Annotated in this window: 18 protein-coding genes and 1 tRNA gene; 6 read left to right on the plus strand and 13 right to left on the minus strand. The window is 63.5% G+C overall.

Translation table 11 applies throughout. From position 1 onward, the window contains the following. Positions 1–36: 36 nt before the first annotated feature. Positions 37–777 (minus strand): hypothetical protein, encoded by a 741-nt coding sequence (locus BSY18_RS09945; RefSeq protein ID WP_216094724.1) that lies wholly within the window; start codon positions 775–777, stop codon positions 37–39. A 294-nt stretch (positions 778–1,071) separates the two neighbouring features. Here BSY18_RS09945 and BSY18_RS09950 point away from each other — a divergent pair, with 294 nt between their 5' ends. Next, positions 1,072–1,713, plus strand: coding sequence for a tyrosine-type recombinase/integrase (locus tag BSY18_RS09950; protein ID WP_236823502.1), 642 nt, complete (start codon positions 1,072–1,074; stop codon positions 1,711–1,713). A 337-nt stretch (positions 1,714–2,050) separates the two neighbouring features. Here BSY18_RS09950 and BSY18_RS09955 read toward each other — a convergent pair whose 3' ends face one another. Continuing rightward, the gene (locus BSY18_RS09955) at positions 2,051–2,731 is read right to left on the minus strand and encodes a response regulator transcription factor (RefSeq protein ID WP_171900210.1); all 681 of its coding nucleotides are present in this window, start codon (positions 2,729–2,731) and stop codon (positions 2,051–2,053) included. 67 nt (positions 2,732–2,798) lie between these two features. After that, positions 2,799–5,045 carry a sensor histidine kinase gene (locus BSY18_RS20640; RefSeq protein WP_083231413.1) on the minus strand — a complete coding sequence of 749 codons (2,247 nt, stop codon included), beginning with the start codon at positions 5,043–5,045 and terminating at the stop codon, positions 2,799–2,801. Positions 5,046–5,306: 261 nt separating this feature from the next. On the opposite strand from BSY18_RS20640, the gene BSY18_RS20960 reads away from it, so the two are divergent. Further along, complete coding sequence (locus BSY18_RS20960) at positions 5,307–5,648, plus strand: hypothetical protein (RefSeq protein ID WP_150126256.1); 342 nt, start codon at positions 5,307–5,309, stop codon at positions 5,646–5,648. Positions 5,649–5,930: 282 nt separating this feature from the next. On the opposite strand, the gene BSY18_RS09970 is transcribed toward BSY18_RS20960, so the two are convergent. Further along, positions 5,931–6,017, minus strand: a tRNA-Leu gene (locus BSY18_RS09970). Positions 6,018–6,243: 226 nt separating this feature from the next. Between BSY18_RS09970 and BSY18_RS09975 the strand changes: the two genes are divergently transcribed. Then, positions 6,244–7,191, plus strand: a complete 948-nt coding sequence (locus BSY18_RS09975; protein ID WP_069050500.1) for a complex I NDUFA9 subunit family protein — start codon at positions 6,244–6,246, stop codon at positions 7,189–7,191. A gap of 48 nt (positions 7,192–7,239) precedes the next feature. On the opposite strand, the gene BSY18_RS09980 is transcribed toward BSY18_RS09975, so the two are convergent. After that, on the minus strand, positions 7,240–7,836 hold the full coding sequence (locus tag BSY18_RS09980; protein WP_054134311.1) for a TetR/AcrR family transcriptional regulator: 597 nt from the start codon (positions 7,834–7,836) through the stop codon (positions 7,240–7,242). Between the two features lie 60 nt (positions 7,837–7,896). Here BSY18_RS09980 and BSY18_RS09985 point away from each other — a divergent pair, with 60 nt between their 5' ends. Then, positions 7,897–8,802 (plus strand): metal-dependent hydrolase, encoded by a 906-nt coding sequence (locus tag BSY18_RS09985; protein ID WP_069050501.1) that lies wholly within the window; start codon positions 7,897–7,899, stop codon positions 8,800–8,802. 128 nt (positions 8,803–8,930) lie between these two features. Here the strand turns inward: BSY18_RS09985 and recR are convergent, their stop codons facing one another. Beyond that, positions 8,931–9,527 carry a recombination mediator RecR gene (recR, locus tag BSY18_RS09990; protein WP_054134310.1) on the minus strand — a complete coding sequence of 199 codons (597 nt, stop codon included), beginning with the start codon at positions 9,525–9,527 and terminating at the stop codon, positions 8,931–8,933. Between the two features lie 56 nt (positions 9,528–9,583). Between recR and fmt the strand changes: the two genes are divergently transcribed. Next, the gene (gene fmt, locus BSY18_RS09995; RefSeq protein ID WP_069050502.1) at positions 9,584–10,489 is read left to right on the plus strand and encodes a methionyl-tRNA formyltransferase; all 906 of its coding nucleotides are present in this window, start codon (positions 9,584–9,586) and stop codon (positions 10,487–10,489) included. Beyond that, entirely contained in the window at positions 10,486–11,226 is a 741-nt protein-coding gene (gene truA / locus BSY18_RS10000) for a tRNA pseudouridine(38-40) synthase TruA (RefSeq protein ID WP_069050503.1), read from the plus strand. Before fmt ends, truA begins: the two co-directional genes overlap by 4 nt. Positions 11,227–11,258: 32 nt before the next feature. On the opposite strand, the gene BSY18_RS10005 is transcribed toward truA, so the two are convergent. From BSY18_RS10005 to BSY18_RS10035, 7 genes are read right to left on the minus strand one after another with little or no spacing between them, the layout of a single operon-like run. Further along, entirely contained in the window at positions 11,259–13,148 is a 1,890-nt protein-coding gene (locus BSY18_RS10005) for an XrtA/PEP-CTERM system amidotransferase (protein WP_069050504.1), read from the minus strand. Between the two features lie 3 nt (positions 13,149–13,151). Next, the gene (gene xrtA, locus BSY18_RS10010) at positions 13,152–14,696 is read right to left on the minus strand and encodes an exosortase A (protein WP_069050505.1); all 1,545 of its coding nucleotides are present in this window, start codon (positions 14,694–14,696) and stop codon (positions 13,152–13,154) included. Position 14,697: 1 nt separating this feature from the next. Then, positions 14,698–15,921, minus strand: coding sequence for a TIGR03087 family PEP-CTERM/XrtA system glycosyltransferase (locus BSY18_RS10015; RefSeq protein ID WP_069050506.1), 1,224 nt, complete (start codon positions 15,919–15,921; stop codon positions 14,698–14,700). 1 nt (position 15,922) lies between these two features. Then, positions 15,923–17,017, minus strand: coding sequence for a FemAB family XrtA/PEP-CTERM system-associated protein (locus BSY18_RS10020; RefSeq protein WP_069050507.1), 1,095 nt, complete (start codon positions 17,015–17,017; stop codon positions 15,923–15,925). Then, positions 17,017–17,907 (minus strand): XrtA system polysaccharide deacetylase, encoded by an 891-nt coding sequence (locus BSY18_RS10025; RefSeq protein WP_083231415.1) that lies wholly within the window; start codon positions 17,905–17,907, stop codon positions 17,017–17,019. Before BSY18_RS10025 ends, BSY18_RS10020 begins: the two co-directional genes overlap by 1 nt. 54 nt (positions 17,908–17,961) lie before the next feature. Then, positions 17,962–19,200, minus strand: coding sequence for an XrtA/PEP-CTERM system-associated ATPase (locus BSY18_RS10030; protein WP_069050508.1), 1,239 nt, complete (start codon positions 19,198–19,200; stop codon positions 17,962–17,964). 30 nt (positions 19,201–19,230) lie between these two features. Beyond that, a complete protein-coding gene (locus BSY18_RS10035; RefSeq protein ID WP_069050509.1) occupies positions 19,231–20,919 on the minus strand; it encodes a hypothetical protein in 1,689 nt (562 codons plus the stop codon). Between the last annotated feature and the right edge of the window lies 1 nt (position 20,920).

The raw sequence follows: 20,920 nt of genomic DNA on the forward strand, positions 1-20,920 counted from the left end.
GTCCCTGGAGCAGGACAGACGCCGGAACTGGCTAAACTAGGGGCGGGCGCCGGCCGGCGGTGCTTGCGGCGCATTCTTGCGCGCAGCCGGTGCGATCGGCTCAGGTGCGATCACCTTTGCACGGGCGCGAACGACAAACTGCGCGCCTGGCGCGAGACGGCCTACCGTCCAGCGCAAGCCGCGATAGTCGGCAAGCGGGAGACGGATCATCTTACCATCGGAACCGGTGCGCATGAGCGGCAACGCAGAATAGCTCGATGCCGCCGGAGCCTTGGCCGCAGTCCCCTGCAAGCCAGCCACAGGCGTCGCCGAACCGTCGACATAGGCCAGGCCTTCTGGGATCGGGAGGTCTGCCAGGAGCCCGGTCACCGGAGCCTTTGAAACATTGCGGTATACCGCACGATATTCAACGACATCGCCTGGCAGCACGTTGGCGGCATCGATCCTCAGTTCCTTGCCATCCTTGTCCTTCACCACTTTTTGTTGGGTGAGCATGACCTGGACGGCATCAGGCGCAGCCATGGCCCGGGTTGACCCGACCAACATGAACATGATGGTTACTGCAATCGCCAGCGCGATAGGCAGAGGCGAGATGAATCTTGCCTGGAACACCGGCAAGGCGCGGAGCAACATTCGAGAAATCATGGTGAAATGCCCTTCGAGGAAAGATGGAATGACAATCCTGGACGGAGCACAGGACGATGCCGGGGGCCGACAGGAGGTCCCCGCCTGCAGGAGGCCGGATTGGGGCAGACCAATGATGTCGCTGTTCGGCATGTCGGCTGTCAGCCCCTGCTCACGCGGCCGGGACAACGAACAGCCAAGCAACGGAGCGCGGCCCGGAGCCGCCCCATGACGGAGCTGAGGCTGAACCGTCAGGCTCAGCTTCCTTCTTCCCACACCTCGCCCGAACCACGAATTCCCTGTTCGACTCATTGCCCCACCCCTGATTGGCGCAAGCGCGCCTTTCGGTGAGACGGAATAACTAGAAGTGTTTCATCGTCGGGGACGCGCTGTGCAGCGTGTGCTGCGTGGCGACATGAAACAGAACAGGCAAAAGGAAAAACGGAAATGCAACAGATGATTTTCGGCCGAAACGGTCAAAGAAAATACATGACAACAGCAGAGCGAAATACCTTTCTGCATGCCGCCAGCGGATTCGACGACGTAACATTGACGTTATGCTGGCTTATTTCTGCAACTGGTTGCCGTATCTCTGAGGCTCTTGCTGTCTCTCAGCACAATATTGACTGGGAAACAAAAATGGTCGTGTTCGAGAGTCTCAAGAAAAGACGCGCGGGAATATATCGCACTGTGCCGGTTCCTGAGGCGTTGCTCGATCTGTTGGCAGATGTTCACGGCCTTACCCGTCAGGGGCAATCGGAAGCCGAGGCGGTTAGATTGTGGCCGTTTTCTAGGGCAACAGCCTATCGGCGCATCCGCAAGGTCATAGAGGCCGCCGGCTTGCAGGGGCAGCACGCGATGCCCAAGGGCCTCCGTCATTGCTTCGGCGTCGCCGCTATCCAGTCTCAGGTCCCTCTCGACATGGTTCAGCGCTGGCTGGGGCACGCCGACATGCGAACGACGGCCGTTTACACCAGCGCAATGGGGCCGGAAGAACGGTCAATTGCCCAGAGGATGTGGCGCATTACTGCGCTTAAGGTGAAGCCACGTAGTCCGGTCCGGACACTAAGGCGCGACGACATACCCTAAGCAGTTGACACGTGCTGCAACCCGGCACTTCGAAAAATTCCGTGAAAAAATTTGTAAAATTGTCGCGAATAGTTGTGCAATGCGACAAAACTAGTTATTTTGTTGCACGCAAGTCAATGCCAAAGCACTGTTTGACAAAGATTATCTGGTGCCGAGACCATTCCGATCAAAAAAGTGGGCCTGCACCATGTCCGCAATGGATCGCATGGCTAGCTGCACCGCTTCGGACGAAACATTTATACTGGCATTTCAGCCAGCCTGTACTCTGTTGAATATCGCCGAACGGGCGGACGATGTTTGATACCGCATCCAGGCAAGCCCCTGTTCCCGGCAAACATCAGGGCAGGTCGCCGAAACCGGTCGGAGGGACGAAGCTTTGCGCAGATTCAATCAGCTTGAGGTGTTGAGAAAGCTCCACAACTGAGGTCACTCCCATTTTCTGCATGATCCGCGAACGATGGACCTTCACCGTATTCTCAGCCTTGTCTGCAAGGTAGGCAATTTGTTTGTTGCGCAGCCCGTGCACCAACAGCGCAGCAATTTGCCGCTCGGTCTCGGTCAGGGTGGTATAGGCGCGGCATACTCGCTCGATCTCGACCCCGCTGAGACGGTCATCCTCCAGCTTCTGGAACGCACTGGCCACGGCATCGAGCAACGCCTGTGGACGAAATGGCTTGACCAGGAACTCATGTGCACCGGCCTTCATGGCCATCACCGAATCTGTCACGTCAGCAACGCCGCTGATGAAGATGATCTCTAGCTGCGGCCTGCCCGCCAGCTGGCGCTGCAGCATCAGTCCGCTCATGCCTTTTAGCCGCAGGTCGACGACGAGCACACCGTAAGGACTCGCTTCTGCCTCGAGAAATCTGTCAGCACTCTCAAACGTTCTGACGGTATAGGTCATTTCGGCAAGCAGTCCGGCAACCTCATCGCGCATCAGGGGATCGTCTTCCACGACATAGACGGGCAGGACCTGATTGTGGGGGCTCATTGCCCGCATCGATTTGTCGAACTGCATCTTTGCCTCCATTGTCCCGGCAACCGGTCGCGGGGTTGCCGTCTGAACTGCTGCGGTGACGACAGAATCATGCGGCTTTGGAAAGAGTGACCTCTGCAGGCATACAAATTTTTACGTGCAAGCCCGATCCCGGAGGGGAGTCCAATGCAATCGATCCGCCCATCAGCTCAGCCAGGCCCTTGCAGATCGCAAGCCCCAAACCGAACCCCTCTGCGGAGGACATACTGCCATCCACCTGCGCGAAGCTGCGCATCATCAAAGGCAGGGCATCTTCCGCGATACCGACACCGTCATCCGACACCGTCATGGCATACTGATCATCCGGCGCTCCTTCGATCTTCACTTCGATAAGCTTGCCACCGGAATGTCTGGCGGCATTTTCGATCAGGTTGGTCAGCAACTGCGCGGTTCTGTTGGCATCACCGTACACCTTCTCCGGCGCACCGGGTCCGAAAGTGCTGCCGATTGCCATTCCCGCAGCATCGACCTTGGGTTCCGCAAGCTTGATCGCATTGGCCACAACAGCAGCAATATCGAACCAATCGGACGAGACAGGCAGCTGTCTGGAATCAATTCTGGAGAACAGCAGCAGATCGTCGAGCTGGTTGATCAGCCGATCGGCCGCTGCGCCAAGATACTCCGCTTTCTGGCGACTGTCGTTTGGAATCCCGGCTGACTGGGCGAGCCGGGCAGACGCCAGCACCAGGCTACCCAGAGGCGCTCGGATTTCGTGACTCATGGTAGCCAGCAGGTCTGCCTTGGTTCGCGCGAGCTCACGCGCTTCGACGGCAAGCCCCTCCAGCTGGTGGCGGTGCCTGCGACCCGAGTAAATGATCCAGAGCAGCATGGCGGACACTCCCAACGCGCCCGCGCCTCCGGATATTAGCCAGGTATTCCTCACCTTGTCTCGCGCCTCGGCACGTGCCAGATCGCGTTCGAGCTCGGCATTGGCGATGCGCTGCCGGTCCCAGGAAAACCGGGCGCGAAGCCGCGCAATCTCGCGTTCCTGCATTGCCTCGTTGCGCTCGGTAGAGATCTTCATCGCGGCGGTGGCATCTTCATATGCCGAATCGTAATTGCCAAGTTGCGCCTTTGCCTTGGCACGCAATGCCAAGACCCTGTCGGCTCTTGCTTTGAAAACCGGAGCAAGAGGCTCGGCGAGCAACCCATTGAATCGTTTCAACGCTTCCGCGGGCTTCCCAAGGGCCAGATCAATTTCTCCGAGGCTTTCCTCCAGGAGAAAAGTAGCAAGGACATCGGTCCGGTTTGCATTCTGCCTTGCCGTCAAACAATAGCGAGCAGCCTTTGTCATTTGATTACTGGCTACAAGAGCCCTGCACGCCCCCCCTTCTGCCGCTGTGGTGGACATGCCCAGCTTTCGCGCACCAGCAGCATAATTAGTGAACTTGATGGCAGCCACGGCAGGTTTCGGCTTCAGCGCAATCTGGGCTCTAATGTATGTCGCCAGCCAGAAACGAACGATATAGCCTTTCTTCTTTGCCCAGACTTCAGCCTCTTTAGCTAATGCATCAGCCTCATCCACATCGCCAGCCATGAGTAGGTTTATCGCCATTGTCAGGGTGGCAAGCGCCGCAATATCATCCAAGTCTGATCGCTTAGCAGCCCGGTAAACATAACCGGACATTCTTATCGCCTTTTCAAAATCACCTAACGCGCGATGCAGAGTAGCAATAGTGATTGTTGCACACAGGTCGCTAGCGCTTTCCTTTGGCACCTGGGATTTCAGAACGTTCAGTTCATTGATGCGTTTTTCGATCTCGGGTCGAGGTAAAGTGTAAATAAACACTAATGACACGTAATAAAGATCGGCCCTTAGCGGTAAACTTAACCCTTTGATCGCTAGCGCCTCTTCGGCTGACTTTTTCCCTTTGTCATCCAGGCTGAGAGCGACATAGGCTGCGGTTTGGGTTGAAAGCAGCCAACCTACTTTCTCTGAATCCCCCTGCTTGCGGGCGCGAGCGAGTGCGGATGCTATCTTCGGCAACGCGGCAGCCGGGTTGCTTTCGACCAGAAGTTGCATTCGCCGGACTTCAGAATCACCACCGGTCCAACAGTTTGCTCGAGCATCAGATGTAATTAAGAACATTAAAGCAATGAGCGACGCAGACCTTCCAGAAAGGAAAATGAAGTAAGTAATGTTGCATATAAAATATTTTAGTTTATCATGCGTCAATGATTTTATTAGGAATAAACAAGAACTTACAAGATGAATGAAATAATTTCTTACTTCGCCTTTCTCTAAAGATGGCGAGCCAGGTTCAAAATGCGAGATACCAATCAAAATGGCACGCATAAAAAATCCTATGCAAGGAGCATTCTCGAGGAGACGACAAAATCGTATACCGAACCCTACGCGCTTCTGGCATGCCCCGTCGCCAAGCGGTATGATCAAAGATTAACATAATTTAATCTTCCATTTATTTCCACCAAAACCTGCCGCGTAACAGATATTGCAACAACGCTTATTTTACAGTCACTTGAAGTCTGACACGGAATTAATTTGCCTGTATGACAGGGTCTCATTTGCGATCTGATCCGCCTGCCAAGGACTCAGATGCGCCAGCCCGATCGGCATTTTCCGTTTGCGCACGCGGTGAAGAGACTTGAAAGTCGACAGATCGTCAGCGGCATTATCCTTGTGGTGCGCAGGGAACTGCACCGGTACCCTGCCCCGGCTGGGTACGGCTCAGTCAAGATATTCAACAACGAACTCTTCCGCCGGAACCGCTTGTCCGTGCTCAACGAGATCTTCGTCGTATTGGCTGCATGCAACGGCAAGGGCCGGCCACCCGTATGCTGTTCCGCGAGGGCCAATCAGGTATCTGCCCAGGAACACGTCGACGTGCGCCACACTGCTCCAAATGTGGCGTTGCACCCGTTGCCTATATCGCCCTGAAGATTGCGGGAACAGCGAGGCTGAAAGAACGGAGGACTTCCGCCAGCTCGGCGAAGCTGATGGGTCGCCCCGAAGCGGGAAAATGCTGCACTGAAGTGGCAGATTCGAAACCCTTATGGGCACCCAATACTAACCCCTAAGTAGTCGAGAAACCTAGTCTAGCTCCTCATGCTTACTCACGACAGCGCATCGTAGTGCAGAAGAAAAGTGCCACTGGAAGGGCGACCGGCGCTTTCTATCTCGCCGTTCAAACCCAAGTCTCTCAAATACTTAGGTGAGTAGTGGTGCCCAGAAGAGGACTCGAACCTCCACGCCCTTGCGAGCGCCAGCACCTGAAGCTGGTGCGTCTACCAATTCCGCCATCTGGGCACGGGGTAGGAGCGGGCCACTAGCCTGACTGTTTGCGGGCGTCAACAGGCTGGTGCGATTTGGGCCAAAAGAATTTGTCCACAGGCAGCAAGGCGTTGACGGGTTTGCGCAATTGGGCCGTTGCCTCGGGCGGTTGGCTGATGCAAAGGCGTGCTGGACAGACTGGCCGCGGCGGCACCTGCTGGCGACGCTGCGGACACGCAGAGCAACTCACGGGACTTGAACCATGCGCGACACACTGATCACGATCTTTGGCGGCGGCGGATTTCTGGGACGGCACATCACCCAGCGCCTCACCGCAGGAGGCGCCCGCGTGCGCATTGCCCAGCGCAACATCCGCATCGCGCAGGATGTGAAGCCGCTGGGCAATCTGGGCCAGACCCAATTGGTCGCCGCCGATATCCGCAAGCCCGAGACGGTGGCGCGCGCGGTGCACGGCGCCGATGCGGTCATCAATCTGGTCGGGATCCTCAAGGGCGATTTCGACGCGTTTCACCATATCGGTGCGGCCAATGTCGCGCAGGCGGCGGCGGCGGCCGGCTGTGCATCGCTGGTGCACGTCTCGGCGATCGGTGCCGATGCGGATTCCAGGAGCGGTTATGGCCGCAGCAAGGCCGATGGCGAAGCCGCGGTGCGCGCCGCCTTCCCCACCGCCACCATCCTGCGCCCCTCGATCGTGTTCGGCCGCGAGGACCAGTTCGTGAACCGCTTCGCCGGGCTGATCGCATCGCTGCCGGTGGTGCCGATCATCGGCGGCAAGGCCAGATTCCAGCCGGTCTATGTCGACGACGTCGCGGAGGCCGTGGCGAAGAGCCTGATCGATCCGGCGCGCTTTGGCGGGCAGACGTTCGAGCTGGGCGGCCCCGAGACGATCAGCATGGCCGACCTCAATCAGCGCATCGCCAAGGAAATCGGTGCCGATCGCAGCTTCATCGCGATGCCCGATTCGCTCTCCGGGCTGATGGCGGGGCTCACGGGCTGGCTGCCGGGCGCGCCGATCACCAGCGACCAGTGGGCAATGCTGCAGACCGATAATGTCGTGGCCGCCGGCGCGAGCGGCTTCGAGGCATTCGGCATCACGCCCACGCCGATGGCCGCGGTGATCGGCGATTATCTGGTCCGGTTCCGCAAGCACGGCCGCTTCGGCGTGCGCACCAAGCCCAAAGTCGGCTGAGGCCGCTCCGGCGGGCTACTCACCGGCGCCCGCCGATTGCGCGCCGCGTCAGGCGGGTTGTTCCGCCTGCCACAGCGCCAGCGAGGCGCTGAGCTGACGCTCGGCCTGCATCCGCGCGGTATCGCGGTCCAGCCCCAGCGCGCCTGCCAGCTGCGCGCCCATCAGCGAATCGCCCAAGGCCATGGTGCACAGCACCAGCGTATCCTCATGCAGCGTGCGGCCCTCGGGCCCATGCTCGGCGAGTTCATCGACCAATTGGTGGATCGCCTCGACGATCGGGTCGAGCGCGTCCTCGTTGCCCGACAGCAGCATCCAGCAGGCCAGCGCCCCTGCCCCTTCGCGGTCGAACGCATCGAACGCAAGATCGACGATCTCGCGCGTGGCGCCCTCGCCGCTGCGCAATTTGACCACCGCTGCGCCGATCGTCTGGCAGATCGATTGCGCAAGATATTCCGCCAGCGCCTTCTGCAGCCCCGACGCCGAGCCGAAATGGTGGAGCAGATTGGCATGGGTGCGCCCGATTCGCCCGGACACAGCCTTGAGCGTCACCGCCTGCGGTCCGGTTTCGATCAGCAGATCACGAGCAGCACCCAGAGCGGCGGAGCGGCTTTCCTCGGGACTCAGCCGTCTTTTCGCTATTGACATCTATGTAAGTAACCTTATTGTCAAAACTGTAAGCAACACCCCAGCATTATGGACCCCGCCATGAACGCTCCGCAATCCTTTTCGACTCCGCAAACGCCGGACCGCCAGCACACCCCCGCCGATCTGGAGCTGGTCATCCGTGACCGCCGCTTCGGCCGCGATTCGGCGCAGCGCCGCTGGTGGCTGGGCGGAGACCCGGTCGCCACCGCGTTCTACAACGCGCTGTCGGTCACCTTCCCCAAGGGAGAGGCGTTCTTCATCGAGAGCGTGAAGGCATTCCGCGAAGGCACGCCTGAGCGGCTGGCAAACGAGATCCGCGCGTTCGTGAAGCAGGAGATCAACCACACACGCGAGCATGTCGCCTTCAACCGCCGCGTGGTGGATGCAGGCTATGACGTGCGCGCGCTGGAAGACCATGTTGATCAGGCGCTGGCGCTCACGAAGGACAAGCCCAAGATCGCCAACCTCGCCTCGACCATGGCGCTCGAGCATTTCACCGCGATCATCGCGCAGCAGCTGCTCGCCAACCCCAGGCACCTTGAGCACGCCGATGCCGAATCGCGCGATCTGTGGCGCTGGCACGCCATGGAAGAGATCGAGCACAAGGGCGTCGCCTTTGACACCTGGAACTTTGCTACCAAGGGCTGGAGCCGTTGGCAGCGCTGGAAGGTCAAGTCGCTGGTGATGCTGATCGTCACCAAGAATTTCATGGTCCACCGCGCACAAGGCATGCTCGAACTGCTGCGGCAGGACGGGCTGACCGGCCCCAAGGTATGGGCGCAATTGTTCTGGTATGCCTTTGGCAACCCCGGCATGGCGCGCAAGATCATTCTGCCTTGGATCAGCTATTTTCTGCCCGGCTTCCACCCGTGGAAGCACGACGACCGCTATCTGATCCAGCTCGCCGAAAGCGACTATCGCGACGCGGTAATAGACAAGGCCCCGACGCTGGTTCCGGCGGAGTAAGTCGCCCGCTCACTTATGAATAGCCGTCACCCCCGCGAAGGCGGGGGACCCGCTTCTGTACTCACGGTTCGGAAAAAAGCGGGATTCCCGCGTTCGCGGGAATGACGAGCCAGGGTGGCGGCGTCAGCCTAGACCATCGGTTTCCTCGCCCGCAGCGCCTGTGCCAACGTCCCCTCGTCGAGATAATCGAGCTCACCGCCCATCGGCAGGCCCTGCGCCAGCTGGGTGAGCCGTACCGGATAGCCCTCGAGCCGCTCGGCGAGATAATGCGCGGTGGTCTGCCCCTCGAGCGTGGCGTTCATCGCCAGCACGACCTCGTCGATCCCGCCAGCAGCAACCCGCGCGACCAGCGAGGCGACACCCAGATCCTCCGGGCCGATGCCGTCGAGTGCGGACAACCGCCCGCCCAGCACATGATAGCGCCCGACGAACAGCCGCGAGCGATCGAGCGCCCACAGGTCCGATACCTCCTCGACCACGCACAGGCTGCGTGGATCGCGGCGCGGATCGGTGCAGATGCCGCACGGGTTCTGCGTATCGACATTGCCGCAGATCTCGCAGGTCGAAAGGTTGGCGCGCACCCGCTCCATCGCATCCACCAGCGGGGTGAACGCGGTTTCGCGCTTCTTGAGCAGATACAGCACCGCGCGACGCGCCGATCGCGGCCCCAGCCCGGGAAGCCGGGCCAGCGCGGTTGCCAGATCCTCAATCTCTTGCGATGCCATGACCTGAGCATTAGGGGCGAGGCGAACCGCCTGCAAAAGAAAAGTCACCAAGCCTCATGCGCATCGCCTTTATGGGAACCCCCGATTTCGCCGTGCCGACACTGCAGGCGCTGGTCGATGCCGGGCACGAGATCGCCGCGGTCTACAGCCAGCCGCCGCGCCCCGCCAATCGCGGCAAGAAGCTTACCCCCTCGCCTGTCCAGCAACGCGCCGAGCAACTGGGGCTGGAAGTGCGCACTCCTGTGTCGCTCAAGGGCGAGGACGAAAGGCGAGCGTTCGCCGCGCTCGATCTCGATGCCTGCGTGGTCGCGGCCTACGGGCTGATCCTGCCGCGCGCGGTGCTTGATGCGCCGCGTCACGGCTGCCTCAACGTGCACGGTTCGCTACTGCCGCGCTGGCGCGGCGCCGCGCCGGTGCAGCGCGCGATCCTCGCCGGCGATGGGCAAACGGGCGTCACGATCATGCAGATGGAGGCCGGGCTCGACACCGGGCCGATGCTGCTCAAGGGCGAGACTGCGGTGGACGGAAAGACGGCGGGCGAGCTGACCAGCGAGATCGCGCAGATCGGCGCGCGGCTGATGGTGCAGGTGCTCGGCGACCTTGGCGCTTATCCTCCGCAAGTTCAGCCCGACGAGGGCGTGACCTACGCCGCCAAGATCGACAAGGCCGAGGCGCGGCTGGATTTCACCTGCAGCGCCATCGAGGTCGAGCGGCAGGTGCGCGCGTTCAATCCGATGCCGGGCGCATTCTTCGAGCTGAACGGCGAACGCGTGCGGGTGCATTCGGCGGAGGTTGTCGAAGGAACAGCCGCGCCCGGCAGCATCCTGGACGACCGCCTCGCAATCGCCTGTTCCGACGTCGCGATCCGCCCGGTGATCATCCAGCGCGCGGGCCGTCCGGCGATGGCCCTCGACGACTTTCTGCGTGGGTTTGCCGTTGTGCCGGGCAAGGTCATCGCATGACCCGCTTCGCGCTGACGCTGGAGTTCGACGGCGGGCCCTATATGGGTCTGCAGCGGCAGCCGCACGGCCCCAGCATCCAGCAGCATGTCGAGGATGCCGCGCACGCCATCACCGGCGAGCAGGTGACGCTGCACGCTGCCGGCCGGACCGACGCGGGCGTCCACGCACTGGCGATGCGCGCACATGTCGATATCGAAAAGCCGATCGATCCCTTCCGGCTGATGGAAGCGCTGAACGCCAAACTGCGCCCCGAGCCGATCGCGGTGCTCGCATGCGAAGTCGTCCCCGATGACTGGCATGCGCGCTTCTCGTGCCTGGGCCGGTCGTACATCTACCGCATCACCAACCGCCGCGCGCCGCTGACCCTCGAGCGCGGCAGGGCGTGGCAGGTCTCGGCGCCGCTCGATGCCGCCGCGATGCAATATGCTGCGCAGCATCTGGTCGGCCATCACGATTTCACGACGTTTCGCTCGGTGCATTGTCAGGCGGCGAGCCCGGTCAAGACGCTCGATCGGCTCGACGTGGTGCGCGATGGCGACGAGATCGACATCCACGCCGCCGCGCGCTCGTTCCTGCACCATCAGGTGCGCTCGATGGTCGGCTGCCTGGTGCTGGTGGGGCGCGGCAAATGGTCCGCCGATGACCTCAAGGCCGCGTTGGACGCCAGGGACCGTGCGGCGCTGGGGTTCAATGCTCCGCCCGATGGACTGTACTTTGCCGGGGCGGTGTATCCATAGTCTTTCCCCTTCCGCTTGCAGGAGGGGAAAGACTAGAACACCCGATCCAGCGCCTTGTCGAGCATCCACAACTGCCACAGCAGCCGCGCATTGTCGCTGCGGCCTGCGATATGCGCTTCGGCGACCTCGCTCAGTCGCGCGGTGTTGAACCATCCGCTGCGCGCCAGCGCCGAGCCCGACGCGATGGCGCGCGCCTGCTCTACCAGCGGCCCGCGGAACCACTGCGCGATCGGGCTTACGAAGCCCATCTTGGGGCGGTAGAGGATGTCATCGGGCAGCGTGCCGCGCATCGCGCGCTTCATCAGCCACTTGCCCTGCCCGCCGCGCACGCGCATCGCGTCGGGCAACGTCGCGGCAAACTCGATCAGCCGGTAGTCGAGCAGAGGCTCGCGCGCCTCGAGACTGACCGCCATGCTGGTGCGGTCGACCTTGGTCAGGATGTCGCCGGGCAGCCACAATTTTATGTCGGCATATTGCGCAGCATCAAGGCCCGTGCGCGCGGGTGCAGCCTCCATCAGCGCGATCATGTGATCCTCGCCGCGATAGCTGCCGAGCGCATTGCGCTGGCTGTCCGAATAGAGCGCATGCCGCTGTGCGTAGCCGGTGACGCCGACTGCATCGGTATAGCCTTCCGCCCCGGTCCGGGCCAAGGACAGCAGCGTCGCTTTGGCGCGCAACGGACGCGGCGCCCAGTCGGCCTTGGGATAGAGCGCTCCCAGCGCACCGAACACCGGTCCGCGCAAGGATTGCGGCAACAGGTTGCGCACCCGCTCTTCGCCGTGGTGAAACACATGGCGGCGATATCCGGCAAACGCCTCGTCGGCGCCATCGCCCGACAGCGCAACGGTGACGTTCTCGCGCGCCAGCTGGCACACGCGGAAGGTGGGCAGCATTGAGGCATCGGCGAAGGGCTCGTCGAACTGCGCCGCGACCTGGTCGATGATACCGATGTCGTCGGGCGAAACCGTCCGGCTGCGGTGCTCGGTCGCAAAGCGCTCGGCGATCCGCCGCGCATAATCGCTCTCGTCGAGCGCGGCGACATCGAAGCCGATGCTGCAGGTCTTGACCGCCTGGGTGCTGCGCTCGGCCATCAATGCGACGACCGTGGACGAGTCCACCCCGCCCGAAAGGAATGCGCCCAGGGGCACGTCGGCGACCATGCGTGAGGCCACCGCCTCGCGCATATGGTGCATCAATTCGGCCTCGAGATCGGCGACCGAACCGCGCGCGCGGCGCGAGAAATCGACGTCCCAATACTGCACCGGTGCAGGGATCGGCTTGCCGCGCTCGAGCATCAGATAATGGCCCGCGGGCAGCTTCTTCACACCCGCGACGAAACAGCGGTGATCGGGGACGTAACCGAACGCGAGATAGTCATCGACCGCCTGCGCATCGGGCGCGCGGCGCAGCGCCGGGTGCGCGAGCAGGCCCTTGAGCTCGGAAGCAAAGATCACGCTGCCATCGGGGAGCGGCGCATAATGCAGCGGCTTCACCCCCAGGCGATCGCGCGCGATGAACAGCCTCTGGGTGCGCTGGTTGTGGATCGCGAAGGCGAACATGCCGTTCAGCCGGTCGAGACAGCCCACCCCCCATTGCCGCCACGCAGCCAGGATCACCTCGGTATCGCCCGAGGTGCGGAAGCGGTGACCCATGGCCGACAGTTCGGCGCGAACCTCCTGGAAATTGTAGATTTCGCCGTTGTAGGTCAGCACATCGGCTTCGTCCTCGCTCAGCATAGGCTGCGCGCTGCCCGCAAGGTCGATGATCGAGAGGCGAAGGTGCCCGAGGCCGATGCCCGGCGCGGTCCAGCAGCCATTGCCGTCGGGACCGCGGTGCAGCATCGCATCGGTCATCAGCCGGATGCGCACCGGATCGACCGGCTTGGCGGTCTCGAGATGGAAGATGCCCGCAATCCCGCACATGGCTCAGTGCTCCGCCAGCACGGTTTCGGCAAGCTTGCGTGCGCCACCGGCATCGGCAAGCAGCGCATCGATCGCCGTGCGCTCGGACCCGTTGCCGCTTCGCTCTGCCGAAACGATCAGGATCATCGCGCTCTGGCTGCGGCGCAGCAGACGCGCCTTGAGCGATTCGAGCCGGATACCGAGGTTGCTGCCGGTCTGTACATCACCGACGCGGTAGAAGGTCGCGACATCGCGCACAACCCGGCTCGGTCCGGTGATGATGTCCGCACGGCCATCGGCAAGCGCAGGCCCTGCCTCCACCCACGACCAGGTGCCATCGGGATCGAGCGCGCCTTGGCCGAAGCCGGTGATCTCGCGGCCTTCGGACTGGCCGTCATACAGCGCGGCGAACACATCGACCCGCCTGCCATCGCGGACGAAAGTGGCGATGAGCGTGCGGTTGCTACCATCGGCGCGCGGGGACCATTCGGCGGTCGGGTCATAGCTTTGCCGCTGCCATCCAGCGATATCGGGCAGCGTGTCGCGCGCAGGGAGAGATGCCGGCGCGGGCAATCCGGCGAGCGCCCAGCCCAGCGGCGCTGCGACCAGCAGCGCAGCGCCGATCAGCACCGGGCGCGGCTGCGGGCCGGCCTTGCGCGCTTGCACCGCCAGCCGTTCGGCCAGCGCAGGCTCGATGAACGGATCGGTGACCTGCCGGTCGAAAAACCGCCAGCCGATCGCCATCACCAGCAGCAGCACCAAAGCGAAGAACACCCAGCCATAGAAGATGTGATCGAACCCGGCGGCAAAATCGAGCCCGTGGTGGTGCGCGATATAAATCGTTCCGAAGGCTCGCACGCCATTGGCCAGCACGGGAACAATGATCGCGACCGTAATGATGCCGATCCGGCGCGGCCAGCTCCTGAAGCAGACATTGGCGACCAGCACGCCATAAGCGAGCATCGCGATCAGGAACTTCACCCCCGAGCACGCCTCGGCAACACGGAACAAGGCGGTGGGGGTCGAGATGAACACGCCCTCGATATGCGCAGGAATGCCGGTCATGCCGAGCAATGCCATCGAGATATCGGCGGTGATCACCTGCAGCCGCGGCACCAGCTCCTCGCCCACCGGCACAAGGAACAGGGCATAGCCCAGCGGGAACAGCAGCGCCCTGGCCACCTGTGGCCCGAGCAGCGCCAGCGTGCTGCCCTGCAGGAACATGACGACGGCAAGATGCCGCGCGAGCGCGACCCCGGCCGCCTCGCCCAGCACCCAGCCGCCGGCAGCGGCGGCCATCACCACCAGCCCGGGTGCCCAGACCGAGGGTGCGATGCGCTTGAGCTCGTCTTCGCGCTGCATCACCAGCCAGCCGAGGATGAAGGGGATGAGCAGGATGTGGTTGAAGGTGGAGCTGTCCCACCAGATCATCACCATATCCGCAGCATCGCGCGCGAACACCAGCAAGATCGCGGCCCAGGCCACGCCCAGCCGGATCAGCGCGGTGCGCCAGGCGGCGCTCAGCGGCTGCGGGGAAACGGGGACCGCATCGGCGGCGATGCTGGCCATGTCAGGCCGCACTTTGCAGCGCGGGCACAGGTGCATCAAGCCAGCGCATCAAAGGCGCCAGCTGCGCATCCCACTGATAGCATTGCAGCATGTGTGCGCGCGCCGTCTGCCCCATCGCCGCGCCGCGCGCGCGATCGGAGGCAAGCGCGTTGACCGCGGCGGCCATCGCGGCGTCATCATGCGCGATCATGAAATGCTCGCCGTCCTGGGCGACGATCCCCTCAGCGGCGGCGGCGGACGCCACCACAGGGCGCGCCATCGCCATCGCCTCGAGCACCTTGTTCTGTATCCCGCGCGCGATCCGCAAGGGCGCGACCACGACATCGGCCGAGGCGATCCAGGGACGGATGTCATCGACCGCGCCGGCCACGTTCACCCCCGCTAGGCTGGCAAGCGCGCGGACCGCAGCGACCGGATTGCGCCCGACGATGTGGAAGCATGCATCAGGGTGTTCGGCGCGAACAGCCGGCAGCACTTGGCGCGCAAAATGCACCACCGCATCGACATTGGGCGCGTAGTCCATCTGCCCGGTGAACACGAGGTGCGGGCCGTTGTCCTGCGCATAGGGTGCGGGCGCCACCCCGGCGGGGTCATAGGCGACCGTATCGATGCCGTTGCTGATCCCCTCGACGCGGACAGAGGGATCGCCCAGCGTCTCGCGAAACAGCGCCGCTTCTGCCGGGCTGACAAACAGCGACAGATCGGCGCGGCGCGCCACGGTCTGCTCGAACGCACCCAGGAGCCGCGCCTCGCGCGCGTGCACCAGCTTCATCGGTCCCTGCGCAGCATCGGCATAGGCTGCGAACTTGGCCGAATCCATGTCGACGAAATCCATGACGACGCGGCCCGCAAAGCTTGGCGGAATGAACTGCGCCATCTGCCCCGAAAAGACGAAGATCGTGTCGATCGGCCGCGTGGCGATCAGGCGGCTGACGAAGTGGCCGATCTCGGCACTTTCGAACGCCACCAGCGACACCGGCTTGCCGGCGGCAAGCGCATTGAGCCCCGCGCGCAGGTTGGAAATGGTCCGCCGCACCAGCACATGGCTGGTCGCGGTCCAGGCTAGCTCGACCTCGGCGGCCATGTCCGCATCGGTCTCGCCAAAGGTCGCGACATGCACGGGCCCACGCGCGGCGAGCGCGCGCAGCATCGCGCACGAACGAATCTTGTCGCCGCGGTCCGGCGGAAACGGAATGCGGTGCGCAAGGAAGAGCGTTTCGCCCATCTCAGCCAAGCCCGTTCGCGATCAGCGGCCCCAGACGGTTGGCGATTGGCAGCGGCAGCCGCTGCCACAAGGCGATCTGCAGCCGGTATTTGGGGCTCAGCGGATTGACGTCGCGCGGCGGCTGGCCATCGGCGTTGCGGATCGCATAGCTCAAGGGCGAAGGCTCGAAGCCCCAGTTCTTCTTGAACGCGAACGCGCCGCTGCCGACCTTCGAACGCCCGAAATCGAACCGGGTGCAGCCACGCCGCCGGGCGTGGTTCATCAGCGCATAATACATGATGTCGTTGGCCCGAAGCCCGCGCGCCGCCCAGACGCCGCCGCCCCAGAAGGGCATCACGGTGCCGCGATGGTAGAGGTTGAGCACGCTCGCCACCGGATTATCGTCGTGCAGCACGGTGAGGATGTCGGCATCGTCGCCCAGGCCATCGAGCACCGCCTCGAACAGCGCGCGCGGGAACACCGGGGTGCCGAGGTTGCGGACGCTTGTCGCATAGACCGCATAATGCTGCTCGCGGTCGATTGCGCGGGTGCCGGTGCGCACCACCAGATCGTTGGCAAGCCCCTTGCGGACCTCGGCGCGCTGCTTGCGCGGCACCCATTCAAGCTGCTTCTGGTCGGCATCCGGACCATCGGCGACCAGATCGGCGACAAAGCCTGCGTGCGCGTTCGACTTGATCGTCCAGGCCGGATCGTCGGGCAGCCAGCCGCCGCGCAGCTCGAGCGTCGGGGCACTGTAGCGCTCGGCCAGCTGCCAGGCGGCGTCGGCGAGCGCCTGCGCGCTGGCGCCATCGCTGGCGAGGATCCCGCCATCGACCGCGAAGCCTGCCGACACCATCGCGCGCCCGAACAGCGGAGAATGCACCGCGTGCAGCGGCAGATAGCCGGTGAGCGATCCGGCGGCATCCTCTGCGACCAGCGCCAGGAAATCATGGCCGGTCGAGCGCGCCACGGCCTCCCCCCAGGCGATCCGGTGGAACGCGGTCGCCTCCTCGCGGCTATCGATCCAGGCACACAGCCGCGTGCGCTCCTGCGGGTCGGCGAGGTTCGCCAGACGCACCGAGGGCGCAGTGCACGTCGGGGGCACGAAATGCAGCATCACAACCGCCCCGCCGCAAGCGGCAGCGCGATCTCGTCGATCCGGCACCAATGGAAATCGCGCGTCAACTGCTCGAGCTTGCCCGCCATCGCGCCCAGCCCGGTATAGTGCCGCACCCGCGACTTGAGCGGGGCATTGGCGACGCGCGGCTGATCGGGATCGACCTCCCACGGATGGAAATAGAAGATCGCGGGCTGCCCATCGGTGGCGTTGACCCGGCGCAGCGCCCAGCGCGAGAGGGCATAGGGCAGGATTCGGAAGAAGCCGCCACCGCCTGCACCAAAGCGACGCTCGCCCAGCTCGACCGTGGTCACCGGAAGTTCGATCAGGTCCGATCCCTCCACGGGGTGAAACGCAAAGCGCGGCGCGGCGCGCCAGCCATAATGGTCGTGCGCGATGGGCGCGACGCTCGACGAATAGGCATAGCCCTGCTCGGCCAGGATCGGGTGCGCCCAGGGGGTACGCTGGTCGATCGAGAAGCTCGGCGCGCGATAGCCGCGGATCGCCACGCCACCTGCGTCTTCCAGAGCGGCGCGTGCGCGATCGATATCGGCACGAAACTGGTCGGGCGTCATGGTGAAAACGCGGGTGTGATCCCAGTCGTGGCTGGCGATCTCGTGCCCCTCGGCGATGATCCGGCGGATCAACGCGGGATGGCGATGCGCGACCCAGCCCAGGGTGAAGAACGTCGCCTTGACCCCGCAGCGCGCGAACAGATCGAGCACTGCACCGGTGTTGAAGTCCACCCGGCTGGCGATGCCGTCCCAGTCGCCGGACGCAATCGTGTTCTCGAACGCGCCGACCTGGAAATACTCTTCGACATCGACCGACAGGCCGTTGACGATGGCGCGCGGATCGGTGCGATCTGGTCCCAGCGATTCTTCGCGCACGGTATTAGACTCCTGGCAAACGGCAGTAACGACCCAAAACTTCGGGCGACGATTTCAGGCGGCCTGGCCCTTGGGCCACATGCCGGCGGATTCGTCCTCGACCCAGCCTACCAGCAAAGCGAGCACGCGGTGCAATGCCTTTTGCTGCTCGGCCTGCTGTTCCTCAAGCGCATGGATGCGCGCGAGCAGCGGTGCAAGATCGACCGGCGTAGCCTTGGGAGCTGCCTCCAGCGCCTGGACCCGGTCAAGCGCGGCCTGGAGTTCATTGACCAGGAACTTGCGCTCGGTTTCCTGCTGCCCGGCAAAGGCGCGGACCTCGGCGACGAACTGGTTGAAGTCGGCCTTGCTGACTTCGGGGATCACGGGCGCGGCCATCGCGGCCACAGGCGCTTGCGGGGTCGTCGCAACCGATGCGGAATGCGCGGCATGGGTAGCCGCGCTCGCGAGCGCGGCCTCGTTGTCCCAATCGTCATCGGTCATCGCATCGACCGCAAGGTCCGCGACCACGGCCTCGACCAGCGCGGCATCGATCGTTTCGCGGTTGTCCACCGCCGCCATCAGCAGCACGCGGTTGATCAGCATGTTGATCTTGCGCGGGATACCGCCGGTTTCAGCGAACAGCCTTGCCCACAGATCCTCGGCAAAGGCGGGGCGACCCTGCCAGCCGACCAGCTTCATCCGGTGTTCGATATAGGGCTGCACCTCGTGCAGATCCATCGCGCCCAGATGGTGGGTCGCGATGATCCGCTGGCGCAACTGCTCCAGCCCGGGCGCGCCCTGCACCGATGCGCGGAACTCGGGCTGGCCGAGCAGGAAGATCTGCAGCAGCGGGTGGCTTCCCAGCTGGAAGTTCGACAGCATCCGCAGCTCCTCGAGCGCGGGCAGCGGCAGGTTCTGCGATTCATCGACCACCAGCAGGCAGCGGCGTCCGGCGCGCGCCTCGGTGTGGAGGAAATGCTCGATCGCGCCCAGCGTGCCGGTCTTGTCGAGCCCCGCGGTCGGCACGCCGAAGCTGCTGGCGACCATGTGCAGCAGATCATCGCCCTTGAGCTGGGTGGTGACGATCTGGGCAGCGGTCAGCCGCGCCTTGTCCACGGTCTGCATCAGATGCGCGACCAAAGTCGACTTGCCCGCACCGATCTCGCCGGTGATGATGATGAACCCCTCACCCTGCGCCAGGCCATAGCCCAGGTACGACATCGCCTTGCGGTGCGTCGCGCTCTCGAAATAGAAGCGCGGGTCGGGGGTCAGCTGAAAGGGCCGTCCGGTGAGGCCATAATGGGTTTCGTACATGGGCTTGCCCCCTGATCTGGATCTAAGAACTTACTGGAACGAATAGCGCAGCGCCAGCAGCGCGGACGCCACCAGGCTGCTTTCGAAGCCCTTGGGATCGAAATAATCGAGCCCCAGCGCGACGCTGCCCGAGAAGCGGTTGGTGAAGTTGCGGGCATAGGCGGCGTTGGTGCCAAGCCCCAGCACATCGCTTCCCGCGCCGTTGAGCACCTGGCCGGGTCCGTTTTCCAGATAGGTCGCATAGACCGTGCCGGTCACGCTCGACCGGGCATCGAGCTGCTTGGCGCCGACATAGCTGGCGAACCAGATTTCATCGATCGTCTGGTCGAACCCTGCCAGTGCGCCGGTGTCTGCGGCAAAGAACTTGCGGCGGCTGTAGCCGGCGCCCAGCCCGTGCGTCCAACTGCCGCTGTTCAGGCTGATCTGGCCGGTAACGCCGCGCGTGCGGAAGAACGAAGAGGCGACCGACTGCAGCGAATCGTTCAGGCAGTTGCCGCCGCCCCCGCCGAAGACGCAGGAGTTGAGATCGCCGCTCAGCGGGTTGCGCGTCGCATCGAACTGGGTGGGCAGACCTGCGAGGCTGTCGTTCAGCCGCGAACCGAACCCGGTCACCAGATCGTACACCGTCAGGTTCGCCGCCAGCCGCTGACTGGGGGTGTAAGTGAACGATCCGTAATAGGTCATGCTGTCATAGCGTTTGCCGACCCGCGCCTCGAGCGAGGTGCGACGGCTGGGCCGCCACAGCACGCCGACATCCCAGATCAGGCCATCCTGATCATAGGACAGCAGCCGGGGCGAGCTCTTGTCGGTCAGGAGGCGGCCGTCATTGCCGACCAGCGGATTGCCCGCCGCATCGCGCAACGCGTTGCGCTCCGAAATCTCGATATCTTCATAGCCCACGCCGCCGACCAATGCGAGCGTCGGGCTCACCGGCACGGTGATGTCGGCGCGCACGATCTTGTCCTCGAAGCGCTGGTCGAGCTGGCTGGTATCCTCGCGATAATAGCCGCCGCTGACCGACCAGCCCACAGGCAGGAAGCCGCCGGGCTGTTGGCCAATCGCGAGGCTCGCCGCGTGGTTGACGCTGTCGCCGAAGATGTCGACCGGACGCTGGCCGACCGGCAGAACGACGGTGTCCGCCTCTACCTTGGTATAGCCGATGCGATAGGCCGCGTTGACATCGACCGTGCCGACCTGCGTGGCCAGCGTCGGTCCGGCATAAAGCGAATAGACTTGGGTGACGTTATCCGACCCGCCGATGAGGTTGCTGGGGGCAGCACCTGCGCCATCGATCCGCGAACGCAGACCCAGCGCACCCGCCTCGATCGAAAGCGTGTTGGGGATGATCTGATAGTTGGCGCGGGCGATGCCGCTGACGACATCCTCATCGCCGAACTGGTCGTTCCAGGAAAAGCGCCGCTCGTAGCGCAGGCTGACCTGCGCCTCGGCGCGCGACGACTGCACCGCGGCATCGACGCCCACTGCCACCAGGCTGTAGGTCAGCAGGTCGCCGCCGTTCTTGATGTCGCTGAACAGCACCTGGCCGACTTCCAGATACGGGATCACAGCGGTGCGCTGACGCCCCCCGCCGACATCACTGCCCTGGCCTCCGCCGCCCTGCTGCGCGTGCGCCGCCTGGGGCACGGCGGCAAGCGCGAAGGCCAGCGCGGTCAATGGCAAGCCGTGTTTGGCATTCTTGAAAGCAGACCATTTCGCCATG

The sequence above is a fragment of the Blastomonas sp. RAC04 genome (assembly GCF_001713435.1).
GTDB lineage: Bacteria > Pseudomonadota > Alphaproteobacteria > Sphingomonadales > Sphingomonadaceae > Blastomonas > Blastomonas fulva.

Coding starts and splice junctions, on each gene's coding strand:
- BSY18_RS09955 (WP_171900210.1), bottom strand. CDS start 2,731: ATGCAGTTCGACAAATCGATGCGGGCAATGAGCCCCCACAATCAGGTC.
- BSY18_RS09980 (WP_054134311.1), bottom strand. CDS start 7,836: ATGTCAATAGCGAAAAGACGGCTGAGTCCCGAGGAAAGCCGCTCCGCC.
- BSY18_RS10015 (WP_069050506.1), bottom strand. CDS start 15,921: ATGGGCGAAACGCTCTTCCTTGCGCACCGCATTCCGTTTCCGCCGGAC.
- BSY18_RS09975 (WP_069050500.1), top strand. CDS start 6,244: ATGCGCGACACACTGATCACGATCTTTGGCGGCGGCGGATTTCTGGGA.
- BSY18_RS09945 (WP_216094724.1), bottom strand. CDS start 777: ATGCCGAACAGCGACATCATTGGTCTGCCCCAATCCGGCCTCCTGCAG.
- BSY18_RS20640 (WP_083231413.1), bottom strand. CDS start 5,045: ATGCGTGCCATTTTGATTGGTATCTCGCATTTTGAACCTGGCTCGCCA.
- BSY18_RS10005 (WP_069050504.1), bottom strand. CDS start 13,148: ATGTGCGGGATTGCGGGCATCTTCCATCTCGAGACCGCCAAGCCGGTC.
- BSY18_RS09985 (WP_069050501.1), top strand. CDS start 7,897: ATGAACGCTCCGCAATCCTTTTCGACTCCGCAAACGCCGGACCGCCAG.
- xrtA (WP_069050505.1), bottom strand. CDS start 14,696: ATGGCCAGCATCGCCGCCGATGCGGTCCCCGTTTCCCCGCAGCCGCTG.
- BSY18_RS10020 (WP_069050507.1), bottom strand. CDS start 17,017: ATGCTGCATTTCGTGCCCCCGACGTGCACTGCGCCCTCGGTGCGTCTG.
- BSY18_RS10035 (WP_069050509.1), bottom strand. CDS start 20,919: ATGGCGAAATGGTCTGCTTTCAAGAATGCCAAACACGGCTTGCCATTG.
- BSY18_RS10030 (WP_069050508.1), bottom strand. CDS start 19,200: ATGTACGAAACCCATTATGGCCTCACCGGACGGCCCTTTCAGCTGACC.
- BSY18_RS09950 (WP_236823502.1), top strand. CDS start 1,072: ATGCAACAGATGATTTTCGGCCGAAACGGTCAAAGAAAATACATGACA.
- recR (WP_054134310.1), bottom strand. CDS start 9,527: ATGGCATCGCAAGAGATTGAGGATCTGGCAACCGCGCTGGCCCGGCTT.
- truA (WP_069050503.1), top strand. CDS start 10,486: ATGACCCGCTTCGCGCTGACGCTGGAGTTCGACGGCGGGCCCTATATG.
- BSY18_RS20960 (WP_150126256.1), top strand. CDS start 5,307: ATGCGCCAGCCCGATCGGCATTTTCCGTTTGCGCACGCGGTGAAGAGA.
- fmt (WP_069050502.1), top strand. CDS start 9,584: ATGCGCATCGCCTTTATGGGAACCCCCGATTTCGCCGTGCCGACACTG.